Below are 15,837 nucleotides of genomic sequence, written 5' to 3' on the forward strand. Positions count from 1 at the left end.
ACGACGTCCACTGCTAGATCCACGGCCCACACCGTCCGCGCGCCGGCCGACGACCGCTCGGGGCCGGTGGGCGGGGGAGGATGGGGGCGTGAGCGTGCCGGGGAGTGAGCCAGGGCTGGTCGACGGGCTGCGGCAGGACCTGGAGCGCGCCGCGTTCCGGGTGGAGCACGTCGAGGACGTGCTGGGCGGCGTCGCGGCGGCGGCGCTGCACCGCGAGGAGACGGTCCCGGCGCTGCGGGCGACCGCCGACGCGCTCGTCGGGCAGGACGCGCAGTCCCGCGACGTGGCCGCGCTGACCCGGCTGTTCGTGCTCGGCGCGGGCGCGCCGCGGCAGGCGGTGGACCTCGCGCTGCCGAGCCTGCGGACGGCGGGCGCCGAGCAGCTCGGGCTCGTCGTCGCGGCCGGGAACGGCGCCGACGACGAGGTCCGGGCCCGGGTGGACCTGCGGCCGTACGCCGCGGTCGACGGCCACGGCGAGGCCCACTGGTGGATCGCGTCGGACCTGGGCGAGATGGCCACGGGCGGCGCGCTGCGGACGGACCACGTGCTGGGCGTCGGCGGAGCGTCGACGACGCTCGCGCAGGTGACCGTGCGCGACCGCCGGCGCCGCGCGCTCGACCTGGGCACGGGCTGCGGGATCCAGGCGCTGCACGCCGCGCGGCACACCGACCACGTCACGGCGACGGACATCTCCGCGCGGGCACTGGCGTTCGCGCGCCTCAACGCGGCCCTGGCGGGCGCGGAGCTGGACCTGCGGGAGGGCTCGATGCTCGAGCCGGTCGCGGGTGAGGCGTTCGACCTCGTCGTGAGCAACCCGCCCTTCGTCATCACGCCGCGCCGCCCGGACGTCCCGGCCTACGAGTACCGCGACGGCGGCCGCGCGGGCGACGACCTGGTGCGCGACCTGGTCGCCGGCGTCGGGCAGGTGCTCGCGCCCGGCGGCGTGGCGCAGCTGCTGGGCAACTGGGAGGTGCGGCGCGGGCAGGAGTGGCACGAGCGCGTGGGCGAGTGGCTCGACGCCTCGGGCCTCGACGGCTGGGTGGTGCAGCGCGAGCTGCTGGACCCGGCGCAGTACGCCGAGACGTGGATCCGCGACGGCGGCACCACGCCCGAGCGCAGCCCGGACGAGTGGGCGGTGCGGTACGGCGCGTGGCTGGACGACTTCGCGTCGCGGGACGTCGAGGCCGTCGGGTTCGGCATCGTCACGCTGCGGCGTCCGTCCGACGAGCGTGCGGCGGGGTCGCGGCTGCGCCGCCTCGAGGAGGTCACCGGCACCGTGCGCCAGCCGCTCGGGCCGGCCGTGGCCGCGAGCCTGGCCGCGCAGGACTGGCTCGCCGCCCACGACGACGACGCCCTGGCGCGCACCCGGCTGGTGGTCGCCCCCGACGTCACCGAGGAGCGCTACCTGACGCCCGGCGACCCCGACCCCCGGGTGGTGCTGCTGCGCCAGGGCGGCGGGTTCGGCCGCGCCGTCCAGCTCGGCACCGCCACGGCGGGGTTCGTCGGGGCGTGCGACGGCGAGCTCGAGGTCGGGCAGATCGTCGCCGCTCTGGGTGCGCTGCTCGGGGTCGGCGCGGACGCGGTGGCGGCCGAGGTGCTGCCGACCGCGCGCGGCCTGGTGGCGGACGGCCTCCTGCTCGTGCCGTAGCGGCGGGTCAGCGCGCGGCGCGCTCGGCCTTGCCGCGCTGCAGGTCGGCGAGCGCGCGCTCGCGCTCCCGCGCGTGGTCGACCAGCCGCTCGGGGTAGTCGGCAGGCCGGGTGAGCCCGAGGTCCCACGGCCGGTGCACCGCCGCCCCCGCGACCTCCCGCAGCTCGGGCACCCAGCGCCGCACGTAGTCCCCGTCGGGGTCGAACTTCTCGCCCTGGGTCACGGGGTTGAAGACCCGGAAGTACGGCGCGGCGTCGCGCCCTGTGCCCGCGACCCACTGCCAGTTGAGCTGGTTCTGGGCGACGTCGCCGTCGACCAGGTGCGCCAGGAAGTGCTCGGCGCCGCGCTGCCACGGCACGTGCAGGTCCTTGACCAGGAACGACGCGACGACCATCCGGACGCGGTTGTGCATCCAGCCGGTCGCGAGCAGCTGCCGCATCCCCGCGTCGACCAGCGGGTAGCCGGTCCGGCCCGCGCACCACGCCTCGAACGCGGCGTCCGCCGCCGCGCCCCGCGCCCAGGCGTCGTCGGGCAGCACCGGCCGCAGCGAACGCGTCCGCGCCCCCGGGTGGTGCCACAGCACGTCGGCGTGGAACTCGCGCCAGACGAGCTCGGACCGGAACCGCGTGACGTCGTCGGCCGACGGTCCGCCGGCCCTCCGGGGCAGCGCCGCCAGGTCCGCGAGCAGCGTGCGGGGATGGATCTCGCCCCACTTCAGCGGCACCGACATGACGGACGTGGCGTCCAGGTCCGGCCGGTCGCGGGCCGACGCGTACCCGGCGAGGCCGTCCTCGAGGTACGCGTGCCAGCGCCGGAGCGCCGCGTGCTCGCCCGCCGCCGGGAGCCGCGCCTCGGTCGCGGGCGCGTCCGGCAGCGGGTCGGACCGGACCTGCGCCCACGGGATCGCCCGCGGACGGGGTGCGGGCGCCGCCCAGCCGTGGTCGAGCCACGCGCGCCGGAAGGGGGTGAAGACCTGGAACGGCTCGCCCGCCTGCGTGGTGAGCCGGCCCGGTCCGACGGCGTAGGGCGAGCCGGTCGGCACCAGCGCCGCGTCCCCGAGCGCCCGGACGACGGCGTCGTCACGCTGCCGCCCGTACGGCTCGGTGGCGGCGGTGACGTGCACCTCGGCCGCCCCGACCTCGCGGGCGACCGCCGGCACCACCTCCTGCGCGCGCCCGTGCCGCACGACGAGCCGCCCGTCGCACGACTCCGCGAGGGCCGCGAGGCTCGCGGCGAGGTACGCGAGCCGCGGCCGCCCCGAGGTCCGCCACAGCGCGGGGTCGAGCACGTACAGGGCCACCACCTCGTCGCCGGCGTCGCGCGCCGCCCGCACCGCGGCGCCCAGGGCCGGGTTGTCGGCCAGCCGGAGGTCGCGGCGGAACCAGTGCACGACGGGCATCCCGCGACGCTAGTGGGCCGGCCGCGGGGACGCTCGTCGGCGCCGGTGCCGCCCGGACCCCGGGTACGCGACCCGGCGTGCGTCGGCGGGTCGATAGGCTCGCGGGCGTCGTCGGCCGTCGGGCCGACGGGCACGGGCGGCACGACGAGCGAGGTGGGTCATGACCGGGGCGACGAGCGAGGACACGCGCGGCGGGACCACGCCGACGGTCGCGGTGCTGGGCGGCGGCGTGATGGGCGAGGCGCTGCTCTCGGCGCTGCTCACCGGCGGCTGGTCGGCGGACCGGTTGGAGGTCGTCGAGAAGGCGACGCGCCGGGCCGACGAGCTGGCGGACCGGTACGGGGTGCGGACCGGTGACTCTTCCGCGCAGGCCGCGGCGCGCGCGGACGTCGTGCTGCTCGCCGTGAAGCCGAACGTCGTCGCCGCGGTGCTCACCGAGATCGCGCCCGTGCTGCGTGGCGGCACGCTCGTCGTGAGCGTCGCGGCGGGCGTGCCGATCGCGACGTACGAGGCCGCGCTGCCCACCGGCACGCCCGTGGTCCGGGTCATGCCGAACACGCCCGCGGTCGTCGGGAAGGGTGCCAGCGCGATCGCGCCCGGCGCGCACGCGGGCGAGGGGCACCTGGTGCTCGTCGAGCGCGTCCTGGGCGCGACCGGCCTCGTGGTCCGCGTCGCGGAGAAGGACCTGGACGCGGTGACGGCGATCTCCGGCTCCGGCCCGGCGTACGCGTTCTACCTGATCGACGCGATGGCGGAGGCCGGTGTGCTCCTGGGCCTGACCCGGGACCTGGCGACGCGCCTGGCGGTGGCGACGGTCGAGGGCGCCGGCGCGCTCGCGGCCCAGGGGGAGCACCCGGCCGTCCTGCGGGAGCGGGTCTCGTCGCCCGGCGGCACCACGGTCGCGGCGGTGGCCGAGCTGGACGCGCACGGCGTCCGCGCCGGCGTCGTCGCCGCCGCGCGCGCGGCCCACGCCCGCTCGCAGGAGCTCGCCTCGTCCTGACCGCGGGCCTCGCCCGGCCCCGAGGTTGCGGTTCGGTCACGGGGTCGCTCGGACGGGCGATGGCGCTTGGCAATGTGTTAGCGCTCACATACCATCCGATGGTGACGTTCCCATCGGGGGGCGTCCGACCTCTGCCGGCACCGACGCCGGCCGGACCGAAGGATGTCGATGACGCTTCCTCGCGCGGCGACCGCCGCACTCACGACCCTCGCGGTGACCGCGGGCACGCTCGTCGGGCTGGTCCCCGCCGCGTCCGCCGCGGCACCCACGGACGAGCTGATCGCCCACTACGAGCTCGACGAGACCACCGGCAGCACGGTCGCCGACTCGTCGGGCCACGGCCACGACGCGACCGTCGTCGGCGCACCCACCTGGACCGCGGGCGGCCTGCGGCTGTCCGGCGCCGCGTCGAACGCCAACTACGTCCGACTGCCCGACGGCCTGCTCGCGGGCAAGGCCTCCGCCACGGTGTCGATGCAGGTCAGGGCGGACGACCTGGCGGGCACCACGGACAACTTCCTGTGGAACTTCGGCGGCTACTCCTCCGCGAGCGGGACCGGCACGGGCTCGTGGTTCGTCGCGCCCCGCAACGCGCTGCGCACGGTGGTGACCCCCAGCCACTGGTCGGGCGAGCAGAGCGCCACCTGGACGGGCAACAAGCTGACCGCCGGGAAGTGGCAGAACGTCACGGCGACGATCGAGCCGAACAGCAGCGGCACGGCGTCGACCATGACGCTGTACGTCGACGGCGCGCTCGTCGCGACGAACACCAACGTCACGACGACGCCCGCGACGCTGACGGACCACACCCGTAACCGCCTCGGCGGCTCGGCGTACGACGGCGACCGCGGCTTCCCGGGCACGATCGGCGAGACCCGCGTGTACGGCGCGGCGCTCAGCGCCCAGCAGGTCGCGGACCTCGTCGCCGACGACGCCGCGGACACGGCGGGCGACGTGCTCGACGCGCTCGACCTGGGCGACACGACGGCGGTCACGGGCGACCTCGCGCTCCCGACGAGCAACGTCACGTGGACGACGAGCGACGCCGCCGTGGTCACGAGCACCGGCGTGGTCACGCGCCCCGCGGCCGGTCAGAGCGACGCGACCGCGACGCTCACCGCGACCGCGACGGTCGCCGGCCAGACCGCGACGCGCGACTTCGTGCTCACGGTCAAGGCCCTCGCCGCGGGCGAGGACCCGATGCCGGCGACGGCGGACCTGAAGAGCTACTTCCCGCTGAACTCGTCGTACCCCGGCACCCCCGCGGTGGGCACGACGACGTTCACGGGTGCGACGAACGCGCCCGTGTGGACCGCGACGCACCTCGACGTCACGGGCGGCGGCTACGTCGCCAACAACGGGGCGACGGGCCTGAGCCTGACCGGCTCGTCGACGCTCTCGATCGACGCGCTGATCCCGTCGGGTGCCACGGTCAACGCGAACAGCACGCTGCTGACGATCGGCAGCACCGCGACCACCACCAACCTCTCGCTGCACCCGGCCTACGCCGACGGCAAGGCCGCGGCGGTCATCCGCCTGGGCGGCGCGGTCGTCGCGACGGCGCAGCTCGACCACACGCTCCCGCGCGACGTGTGGCTGAACCTGACGGTGGTGCTGGACGACGCGGCGGACACGCTCACCGTGTTCCAGGACGGCGCGCAGGTGGCGCAGGCGACGGGCGTCACGACGACGGCGTCGGCGATCGGCACCTCGGTGCTGCGGCTGAACCGCGAGGGCTGGGGCTTCACCAACCTGGCCTCGAAGTTCCGCGACCTGCGCGTCTACTCGAGCGCGGTGTCCGCGGCGAACGCCACGGCACTGGCCCGGCAGAACGCGCAGTTCGCGTTCGACCAGCTGGTCGCGGGCGTGGACCTGCCGGAGTCCGTCACGGACGACGTCACCCTGCCGGGCTCGGGTGCGGTCACCTGGACCTCGTCGGACCCCGCCGTGGTCTCGGACACGGGTGAGGTCACGCCGCCGGCGCCGGGCGCGGACGACGCGACGGTCACGCTCACCGTGTCCTCGACGCGCGGTGGCCTGACGCTGTCGCACGACTTCGAGGTCACCGTGCCGGCCGAGCTCTCCGCGGCCGCGAAGGTGGCGGCCGACGCCGCGGCGCTGCGCGTCGACGGCGCGGACGACCTGCGCAGTATCGTCACGCTCACCGACGAGGGTGCGCAGTTCGGCTCCCCGATCACGTGGACCACGTCCGACGAGGCCGCGCTCGCGCTGGTCGAGGAGGACGGCACGGTCTACGCCGAGCCGCAGCGTCCGGCGTACGGGCACGACGCGCTCACCGCGACCCTCACGGCCACGGTCGGCGAGGGCGAGGCGGCGCAGGAGGTCGCGTTCGAGGTGACCGTCCCGGCGCTCCCGCGCGAGGTCGACGACGAGGGCTACGCGTTCGCCTACTTCACGGCGAACACGGTGGCGGGGGAGAACATCTACCTCGCGGCCTCGGACGGCAACAACGCGCTCGCCTGGAACGAGCTCAACGACGGCGACGTCGTGCTGACCTCGGAGCTCGGCGAGAAGGGCCTGCGTGACCCGTTCGTCATCCGCTCGCACGAGGGCGACAAGTTCTTCCTCATCGCGACCGACCTGTCGATCGGCCGCAACGGCGACTGGGGCCGCGCTCAGCAGTGGGGCAGCCAGTACATCGAGGTGTGGGAGTCCACCGACCTGGTGCACTGGTCCGAGCAGCGGCACGTCAAGGTCTCGCCGGACACCGCGGGCATGACGTGGGCGCCGGAGGCGTACTGGGACGACGAGCTCGGCGAGTACGTCGTGTTCTGGGCCTCGCGGCTGTTCACCGACGGCACCCACTCCACGTGCATCACCACCGACAGCGGCACCGGCTGCTACGCGCGGATGATGTACGCGACGACGAAGGACTTCATGACCTTCTCCGCCCCGACGATCTGGCAGGACACGGGCGCCGCCCGCATCGACACCACGGTGCTCAAGGACGGCGACCACTTCTACCGGTTCACCAAGGACGAGGGCGGCCAGACCGGCTGCACCGACATCATCGCGGAGCGCTCGACGTCGCTGACCACGGTCACGACGAAGGCGAGCGCCGAGGCGAACACCGGGTGGCAGAACGTCGCGTCGTGCATCGCCCGCAACTCGGGGTTCAACGGCGCGGTCGAGGGTCCGACGATCTTCCGGGCCAACCCGGGCGACACCTCGCCGTACGACTACTACCTGTACCTCGACAACTACGGCGGCTCGGGCTACTTCCCGCTGGGTACGAACGACCTGTCGACCGGTGACTGGTCGATCGCGTCGGGCCAGCTGCCGGCGTCGCGGCACGGCACGGTCATGCCGGTCACGCTCGACCAGTGGCAGACCCTGACCGGCGCGACGGTCGAGAAGACGGCGTCGACGACGGAGCTCGCCCTCGACGACGGGCGCGTGGCGACCGCGACGGTGACCGCGCTGGACGGGTACCAGGTCGGTGGCCGGGTGACCTTCACGGCCGGCGACTGGGCGGCCACGGAGTACCTGTCCGCGACCGGCACGGCCACGGCCGAGGTCCCCGCGGGCGTGGTCGGCACGCTGACCGCGGCCTACGCCGGGACGGCGGAGATCGCGACGAGCACCGGCACGGCGACGCTGCCCAAGGCGGCGTCGTCGGTCACGCTGACCCGCTCGGCGGCGACCGTCGCGCACGGCAGCCCGATCACCTTCAAGGCGCGCGTCACGGGGGCGACCACCGGCACGGTGGCGTTCTGGGGCGCGGGCCGGCGCCTCGGCACGGCCGCGGTCGTGGACGGCGTCGCGACGAAGGTGCTGCGGCTGACCGGCGTCGGGACGACGTCCGTCACCGCGGTCTACTCGGGCACCGCGACGGTGGCGTCGAGCACGTCGGCGCCCGTGCAGGTCCGGGTCCGCAAGGCCAAGCCGACCTCGATCGCCGTGACCAGCTCGACGTTCGCCTCGGGCACGCGCCCGACGATCGTCGTCAAGGTCGGCCGGCTCGAGAACGGCTCCTCCCCGGTGGGCAGGGTCGTCGTGCGGTACGACGGCTGGGTGCGGACCGTGAGCCTGCCGGCGTCGGCGAAGGGCGTCGTCAAGGTGACGCTCGGCAAGACGCGCACCACGGCGCTGAAGGTCAAGGCGACGTTCCAGCCGACCGATACGGCGAACGTGGCTCCCCGCTCGACGTCGTGGATGACCATGACGCCGCGCTGAGGTGGTGCCGCCCTGGGCCCTCGGGCCCAGGGCGGCGCCCCCGGGGCGGGTCCGGGCGGGGTCAGGACGACGCCGTGCGGGGCGGTTCGGGGCCCGTCGGGCACGTCGACGGGGTCGCTGGCCCTACGGTACGTAGCAACACACAGGCGGCGCCGCACGGTGCCGCTGGTCCGCGGCGCTCGGCGCCGCCTCATCGGGGAGCAAGTCGTGGCGACTGACACGGGGGCGCGTCCGCCCGCCATGAGCGACGTGGCGCAGGCCGCGGGCGTCTCGCACCAGACGGTCTCGCGCGTGCTCAACGGGCACCCGAGCGTCCGTCCGGAGACGCGCGAGCGGGTCCAGGACGCGATCGCGCGCCTGGGCTACCGGCGAAACAGCGCGGCCCGCGCGCTCGTCACCCGGCGCTCCGACACGCTCGGCGTGGTGACGCCGGCCTCGGCCCTGTACGGCCCGACGAGCACGCTCGTCGCGTTCGAGGAGGCGGCGCGCGAGGCCGGCTGGTACGTCTCGGTCGCGACCATGCGCCGGTTCACCGCGGACTCGATGCGCGCCTCGGTCGAGCACTTCCTGGACCAGGGCGTCGACGCCCTCGTGGTGATCGCCCCGACGCGCGAGGTCGCGCAGGCGGTCTCCGGCCTCGACGTCCCGGTCCCCGTGGTCCTCATCTCCTCCGCGCTCGAGCTGCGGGAGAGCGTCGGCGTCCTGTCGGTCGGCGTCGACCAGCGGCTCGGGGCGCGCCTGGCGACCCGGCACCTCCTGGCCCGCGGGCACGAGAGCGTGCTGCACGTCGCCGGCCCGCAGGACTGGTTCGACGCGCAGGACCGGCTCGCCGGGTGGCGCGAGGAGTGCGAGACGGCCGGCATCGACGTCCCGGCGCCGATCGTCGCCGGCTGGTCCGCGGACGCGGGCTACCAGGTGGGCCGCGAGCTGGCCGCCGGCGTCCTGCCCGCCGCGATCTTCGCCGCCAACGACCAGCTCGCGCTCGGGCTCGAGCACGCCTTCTGGGACGCGGGCGTGCGCGTGGGCCAGGACGTCGCGATCGTCGGGTTCGACGACGAGGTCGGCTCGGCGCACTACCTGCCGCCCCTGACCACGGTCCGGCAGGACTTCGGGCGCCTGGGCGCCCTCGCCATCGACGTGGTCCGGCAGGCGCTCGCGGGCGAGACCGGCCAGGAGGCGCCGCGCCTGGTGCCGCCCGAGATCGTGGTCCGGCGCAGCTCCGGCGTCTAGTCGTCATCCCGTTCCACCGAAAAGACCGAAAACCATTGCGGTCGGTGTGAGCGTTCACCTAGAGTCCCCACCACGCACTGTCTCACCGTCGAGAGGTGACTTTCGTGGGCACTCGCTCCACCGCGCCGCAGCCCCGGCGCCGTCCGGTTCTCATCGGACTGTCAACGGTTTCGGCCCTCGTGGCCACCTGCCTCGTCGTCCCGTCGGCCGCGAACGCGGTCCCGGGTGACGAGGTCCCGCAGGCCTCGCTGGGCTACCCCGCGTTCACGGGGTCCGCCACGCCCGTCCCCGACACGGGGGTGGCCTACACCCCCGGCGGCTACCTGGCGAAGGTCTTCGCGGCCGACCAGGCGGCCGGCGCCGGAAGCGCGCCGGGCGACGACTTCTGGCTCGACCGGATGCTCGCGCGCACCGGCCCGATGTTCGACGGCACGGAGAACGCGGTCGCGTTCACGCGCGGCCGGACGGCCTTCATGAAGACGCACAGCCCCACCGGGCTGGGCTGGCGCGGCGACACCGCGTACATCGACACCACGGGCAAGGGCGACGCGTTCGCCTACACCGTGAAGGTCGACGGCGTCGCGACCACCATGCAGGAGCAGAGCGCGCAGCGCCGGCAGACCCCGAGCTACTTCCGCTCGGTGTTCACGGGCGGCGGCATCACGCTCACGCAGACCAAGTTCATCACCGACCAGAACGTCATGGTCGCGGACGTCACGGTGACCAGCGCGGCCGCGCACACGGTCACGCTCACCGCGACGTCGCCGCACGCGACGCGCGCCGAGGGCGACGAGCTCGTCGGCACCGTCAGCGCGTACAACGACCTGACGACGATCTTCCCGCGCCTGTCCGGCGACGGCTTCACCGCGGACGGCACGTCGCTGGTGACGACGCTGGACGTCGCCGCGGGCGGGACCGCCGCCACCAAGCTGCAGCTCGGCATGATCACCGACGAGAACCCCGCGTCGGCCACCGAGTACCAGCAGTACCGCGAGGCGACCCCGGGCGAGGCGTACACGACGCACGTCACGGCCTACAACCAGTGGTGGGTCGACAACGTGCCCTACCTGGACACGCCCGAGGACAACATCGACAAGACGCTCTTCTACCGCTGGTGGCTGATGCGTTACAACTTCCTCGACGCGGACATCCCGGGCAACGACTACCAGTTCCCGACGTCCATGGAGGGCGTGCTCGGGTACAACAACGCGATCGTCCTCACGGTCGGGATGTTCATCGACGACCTGAAGTACTTCCGCGACCCGGCGTACTCCTACGGGCCCGCGGTGTCGGTGGGGGAGACGTCCAAGGGCGGCAAGTTCGTCGACAACCCCGGGGACCCGGCCAACTGGTCGAACTCCTACACGCAGTACATCACCGAGGCCGCGTGGCGGGCGTACGAGCTGCACGGCGGCCCGGGCGCGATCGGCGAGACGCTCGGCCGGCACTCGCAGGACGACGTCGAGGGCCTCCTCGAGGCGTACGACGGCAACGACAACGGCCTGATCGAGTACTCGTGGGGCGCCATGACGGGCAACGACGCCGACGCGGTGTCGTTCCACTGGCGGCCCAACGCGGCCAACATGGACCGCACCGAGAGCGCGTACCTCTACTCCAACGCGCTCGCGGCGGCGAACTTCTACCGCGAGGCCGGCGACACCGAGGGCGCCGCGACCATGGACGCGCTCGCGCAGCGGGTCAAGGACGCGGTCCTGGAGTACCTGTGGGAGCCCGCTCGCGAGACGCCCGACCAGGTGGGCCTGTACGGCAACCTGCTCAAGCACCGCATGACCGCCGACGGCGCGCTGAACCCGTGGAAGGAGATCAACAACTACTACCCGTTCAGCGTGGGCCTGATGCCCAAGCCGGGCGACGCCGACTACGACCAGCCGTACGTGGAGGCGCTGCGCCTGTTCGCGGACGCCGACCAGTACCCGGTCTTCCCCTTCTACACGGCGAACCAGGTGGACCAGGCCGACTACGGCGGCCCGGGCTCCAACAACTTCTCGGTCATCAACTCGACCGTGTGGTTCCGCATGCTGTCCTCGGTGCTGCGGGACTACCCGCAGGACTACGTCACGCCGGAGATGTACAAGCAGCTCCTGTACTGGAACGCGTGGGCGCACTACCAGAACGGTGACAACCGCCTGCCGAACCAGAACGAGTTCTGGTCCAACGGCTCGGCGGAGGACGGCGGCTCGATCGGCTACCGCTCCTGGATCCACCACACGATCCTCGGCGCCACCAACTTCACGGTGATCGAGGACTCGATGGGCCTGCGCTCGCGGTCCGACGCCAAGATCGAGCTGGACCCGATCGACATCGACTGGCCGTACTTCACCGCGGACAACATCCGCTACCACGACCGCGACCTCGCGGTGGTGTGGGACGAGGACGGCACGCACTACGGCGACGACGTCCCGGCCGGCTACTCGGTCTACCTCGACGGCGAGCTCGCGTTCACGGTCTCCGACCTGGCGCACGTCCTGTACGACCCGGCGACGGGCGACGTGCAGGTCCTCGAGGGCGACGCGACCGTGGTGACCGCGAACGACGAGGCCCTCGCGACCTCGTCGGACATCCGGTACGCCGACGACGACCGCGTGGTGGACCTGTTCGCCAAGGCGGGCACGGACATCACGACGGCGACGACCGGCGCGGCCGACCTGGCGCGCGGCGCGGACGTCACGGCCACCTACTCGGCCTCGGGCCGGGCGGCGTCCGGCGCGGTCGACGGCTCCACGGCCAACGAGCCGTTCTGGGGCACGGCCGGCTCGCCGAACGCGACCGACCAGCTCGTCGTCGACCTCGGCGAGGAGCAGGCGGTCGACGAGGTGCGGCTGTACTTCTACAAGTCGTCGACCACCGCGACCGTCCAGGGCTACGCCCTGCCGCAGGTCTACGGCCTCGAGTACGACGACGGCGGCGAGTGGGTGCCGGTCGACGACCAGGCCCGCACGCCCGCCTACGTCACCGCCAACGGCAACGTGGTCCGGTTCCCGTCGGTCACGACGAGCAAGGTGCGGCTCACGGTCAAGCACGCCGCGGGTGCCCGCACGGGGCTCAAGGAGATCCAGGTCCGCTCGACGGGCGAGGAGGCTCCCGCGTCGACGAACGTGGCGCCGCAGGTCAAGGCGTACCTCGACACCACCTTCTCGCAGCCGTCGCAGGCCCGGGTCATCGGCACGGTCTCCGACGACGGCCTGCCGTCGATCGACCTGACCTCGCGCTGGTCGGTCGTGGACGCGCCCGAGGGCGGCGAGGCGATCTTCGCCAGCCCGTCGTCGGCCACCACGGTCGTGCAGTTCACGGCCGAGGGCCGGTACGTGCTGCGGCTGACCGTGGACGACGGCGAGCTCACCACGACCAAGGACGTCACGGTCGACGCGACGCTCGGCGACACCGCCAAGGTCAACGTCGCGCTCGACGCCACCGCGTCCGCGTCGCGGGTCACCGGGTGGAACTCGGTGGCCGCGATCAACGACGGCAACGCGCCCTACCCGGTCTCGGCCGAGTCGGACGCGTGGGGCACGTGGGGCACGGCCGCGACCAACAACGCGTACACGGCCACGCTGACCTGGGACGACCCGGTCCGCGTCGACGAGTCGCGCATCCTGTTCCACAGCAACGGCGCGAGCGACGGCGTGCTGCCGCCCGCGTCGTGGAAGCTCGAGTACCTCGACGGGACCACGTGGCGCGACGTGCCGAACCCGAGCACGTACGGCACCACCGCCGGGGTGTTCAACGCGGTCACGCACGACCCGGTGACCACCACGGCGATCCGGGCCACGCTCGTGCGCCGCGGCGCGTCGTACCCCGGCATCATCGAGTGGCAGGCGCTCGCGGAGGCCCCGACCTCGGTCGAGGACGTCGCGGTGCGCACCACGCCCGGCACCGCCCCGGAGCTCCCGGAGCAGGTCGAGATCGTCTACGCCGACGGGACCCGGGCGCAGGCCCCGGTCTCCTGGCAGGCCGTCGACCCGGCGCAGTACGCCGGTGAGGGCTCGTTCACGGTGCTCGGCTTCGTCGACGGCACCTCGCAGCTCGCCCGGGCGACCGTGTGGGTGCGTGAGGTCACGGCGGTGCAGATCAACACGTTCGACGCGGTCGACGTGTCCACGCGCCGCAACGTCGCCCCGTCCCTGCCGGCCCGCGTCGTCGCGGTCTACAACGACGGCGGTCAGGCCTCCCTGCCCGTGACGTGGGACGCGGTCGACCCCGCCGACTACGCGACGGTCGGGACCTTCGAGGTCGAGGGCACGGTCGAGGGCACGGACAAGCGTCCGGTCGCCACGGTCACGGTCCTCGCGACCGCGGACCAGGCGCCGGTCGTCACGATCGCCACCGACCCGGCGATGCCGGCGTCCACCTGGTTCGACGGCCCGGTCGAGGTCACGGTCACCGCGACCGACGACGAGACCGCGGACCCGGCGATCGAGGTCCAGACCGGTGGTGACTGGACGCCGTACGACGGCCCGGTCACGGTCGACGCGGAGGGCAGCACCACCGTGCGCGCCCGTGCCACGGACGACGACGGCCTGGTCTCGAGCGTGCAGACGCTCGTGGTCAACATCGACACGGTCGCCCCGGTGGTGGCTGCGGCGTTCGAGCCCGAGGCCCGACGCCTCACGCTCACGGCGACCGAGGGCGGCTCCGGCCTCGCGTCGGTCGAGTACCGCGTGGGTGAGGGCGCCTGGCGGACCTACACGGGAGCCGTCACGCTGACGGACGCCGCGACGGTCACCTACCGCGCCACGGACAAGGCCGGCAACGTGTCCGACGAGGCGACGACCGAGGTCCCCGAGCGCGAGCCCGGCCAGTCGGTCAACGTCGCGCCCAACGCGACCGCGTCGGTCTCCGGCACCACGTCGTGGAACCGCGCGGCGGGCGTCAACGACGGCGTCGACACGGTCCCGGTGACCTCGCAGGCCTCGGCCTGGGGCACCTTCGGGATCACCGGCGCCACGCAGTGGGCCCAGCTCACGTGGGACGAGCCCGTCACGGTCGACACCTCCAAGGTGCTGTTCTTCGACGACGGCGGGGGCATGGAGATCCCCGCGTCGTGGACGCTGCAGTACCTCGACGGCGAGGACTGGGTCGACGTGCCGAACCCGTCGGGCTTCACGACCACGGAGAACGAGTACGACGTCGTCACGCACGACCCGGTGACCACCACCGCGCTGCGGGCCACGCTCACCAAGGGAGCGTCCGGCTACGTGGGGATCGTCGAGTGGCAGGTGCTGGACGTGGCGCCGTCGGGCGTCGAGGTGGACGTGCCGACCGGTCCGGTGCTGGCAGGCACCGGGTTCCCGGTGACGCTCGTCGGCGGCACGCCGGACACGGACTACACGGTCACGCTCGAGCCGGGCGGCACCGCCCTCGGCACGCTCACGACCGACGCGTCCGGCAACGGCGTGCTGCACACCGCGGCGCTGCCCGAGCGGCTCGAGGGCGGCGACTACACGGTCCGGCTGACCGCCGGCAGCGAGGTCCACGAGGCCGCGCTCGTCGTCGAGGCGGCCGACCTGCCGCCGCTGCCCGAGCTGGTCGAGGCGGGCACGGTCACGGTCACGGGGACGGCCACGGTGGGCTCGACGCTCACCGCGACGCCGGCCGGCTGGGGTCCCGAGGGCGTCGAGTACGCCTACCAGTGGTTCGCCGACGGCTCGATCGTCGCCGGTGCCACGTCGGCCACCCTGCCCCTCAAGGGCGCCCAGGCGGGCGCGACGATCGTGGCCCGGGTGACCGGGTTCGCGGACGGCATGGTCTCCGCCTCGGTGGAGTCCGCGCCGGTCGGTCCGGTGGCCGCCGGCGCCCTGAAGACCGGGAAGGTCACGGTCAAGGGCACGGCCAAGGTCGGCGTGAAGCTGACGGCGACCACGTCCGGCTGGGTCAAGGGCACCTCGCTCGCGTACCGCTGGAAGGTCAACGGCGCGGTGGTGCCGGGGGCGACGAAGGCGGCGTTCACGCCGCGGCCCGTCGACCGGGGCAAGAAGGTCGTCGCGCAGGTCCGGGGGTCGCTGCCGGGCTACACGACGACGGCCTGGGTCTCCTCGGCCGCCACCGCCAAGGTCGCCACGGGCACGTTCCGCGCCCCGCGGCCGTCGATCACGGGGACCGCGAAGGCGGGCGCCGTGCTCAAGGTGAAGGTCGGGTCCTGGACCCCGGCGCCGACGACGCTGCGCTACCGCTGGTCGGTGAACGGCACGCCGGTCTCCTGGGCCACCAAGCCCAGCTACACCGTCCGCGCCGCGGACAAGGGCAAGAAGATCACCGTCACGGTGACCGGCTCGCGCACCGGCTACACGACGAGGAGCGCGACCTCCTCGCCGGTGACCGTCGCGCGCTGACCGACGCGGGCGG

Annotated in this window: 6 protein-coding genes; 5 read left to right on the forward strand and 1 reads right to left on the reverse strand. The window is 73.9% G+C overall.

Annotated elements, in window-relative coordinates; all coding sequences use genetic code 11:
- The first annotated feature begins 88 nt into the window (after window positions 1–88).
- Window positions 89–1,648, forward strand: coding sequence for a DUF7059 domain-containing protein (locus KIN34_RS07745; protein WP_307858143.1), 1,560 nt, complete (start codon window positions 89–91; stop codon window positions 1,646–1,648).
- 7 nt (window positions 1,649–1,655) lie between these two features.
- Here KIN34_RS07745 and KIN34_RS07750 read toward each other — a convergent pair whose 3' ends face one another.
- A complete protein-coding gene (locus KIN34_RS07750) occupies window positions 1,656–3,047 on the reverse strand; it encodes a cryptochrome/photolyase family protein (RefSeq protein ID WP_214348872.1) in 1,392 nt (463 codons plus the stop codon).
- 160 nt (window positions 3,048–3,207) lie between these two features.
- Between KIN34_RS07750 and proC the strand changes: the two genes are divergently transcribed.
- The 4 genes from proC to KIN34_RS07770 all read left to right on the forward strand — a co-directional run bounded on the left by proC (window position 3,208) and on the right by KIN34_RS07770 (window position 15,824).
- Complete coding sequence (gene proC, locus KIN34_RS07755; RefSeq protein ID WP_214348875.1) at window positions 3,208–4,047, forward strand: pyrroline-5-carboxylate reductase; 840 nt, start codon at window positions 3,208–3,210, stop codon at window positions 4,045–4,047.
- 168 nt (window positions 4,048–4,215) lie between these two features.
- On the forward strand, window positions 4,216–8,244 hold the full coding sequence (locus KIN34_RS07760) for an immunoglobulin-like domain-containing protein (RefSeq protein ID WP_214348877.1): 4,029 nt from the start codon (window positions 4,216–4,218) through the stop codon (window positions 8,242–8,244).
- A gap of 207 nt (window positions 8,245–8,451) precedes the next feature.
- On the forward strand, window positions 8,452–9,474 hold the full coding sequence (locus KIN34_RS07765) for a LacI family DNA-binding transcriptional regulator (RefSeq protein WP_307858144.1): 1,023 nt from the start codon (window positions 8,452–8,454) through the stop codon (window positions 9,472–9,474).
- 179 nt (window positions 9,475–9,653) lie between these two features.
- Complete coding sequence (locus tag KIN34_RS07770) at window positions 9,654–15,824, forward strand: OmpL47-type beta-barrel domain-containing protein (protein ID WP_214348880.1); 6,171 nt, start codon at window positions 9,654–9,656, stop codon at window positions 15,822–15,824.
- The last annotated feature ends 13 nt before the right edge of the window (window positions 15,825–15,837 follow it).

The organism is Cellulomonas fulva, from assembly GCF_018531375.1.
Classification (GTDB): Bacteria; Actinomycetota; Actinomycetes; order Actinomycetales; family Cellulomonadaceae; genus Cellulomonas; species Cellulomonas fulva.

Bases quoted from the DNA above. Each gene is read 5' to 3' on its own strand.
- KIN34_RS07750 (WP_214348872.1), bottom strand. From the start codon at position 3,047: ATGCCCGTCGTGCACTGGTTCCGCCGCGACCTCCGGCTGGCCGACAAC.
- proC (WP_214348875.1), top strand. From the start codon at position 3,208: ATGACCGGGGCGACGAGCGAGGACACGCGCGGCGGGACCACGCCGACG.
- KIN34_RS07760 (WP_214348877.1), top strand. From the start codon at position 4,216: ATGACGCTTCCTCGCGCGGCGACCGCCGCACTCACGACCCTCGCGGTG.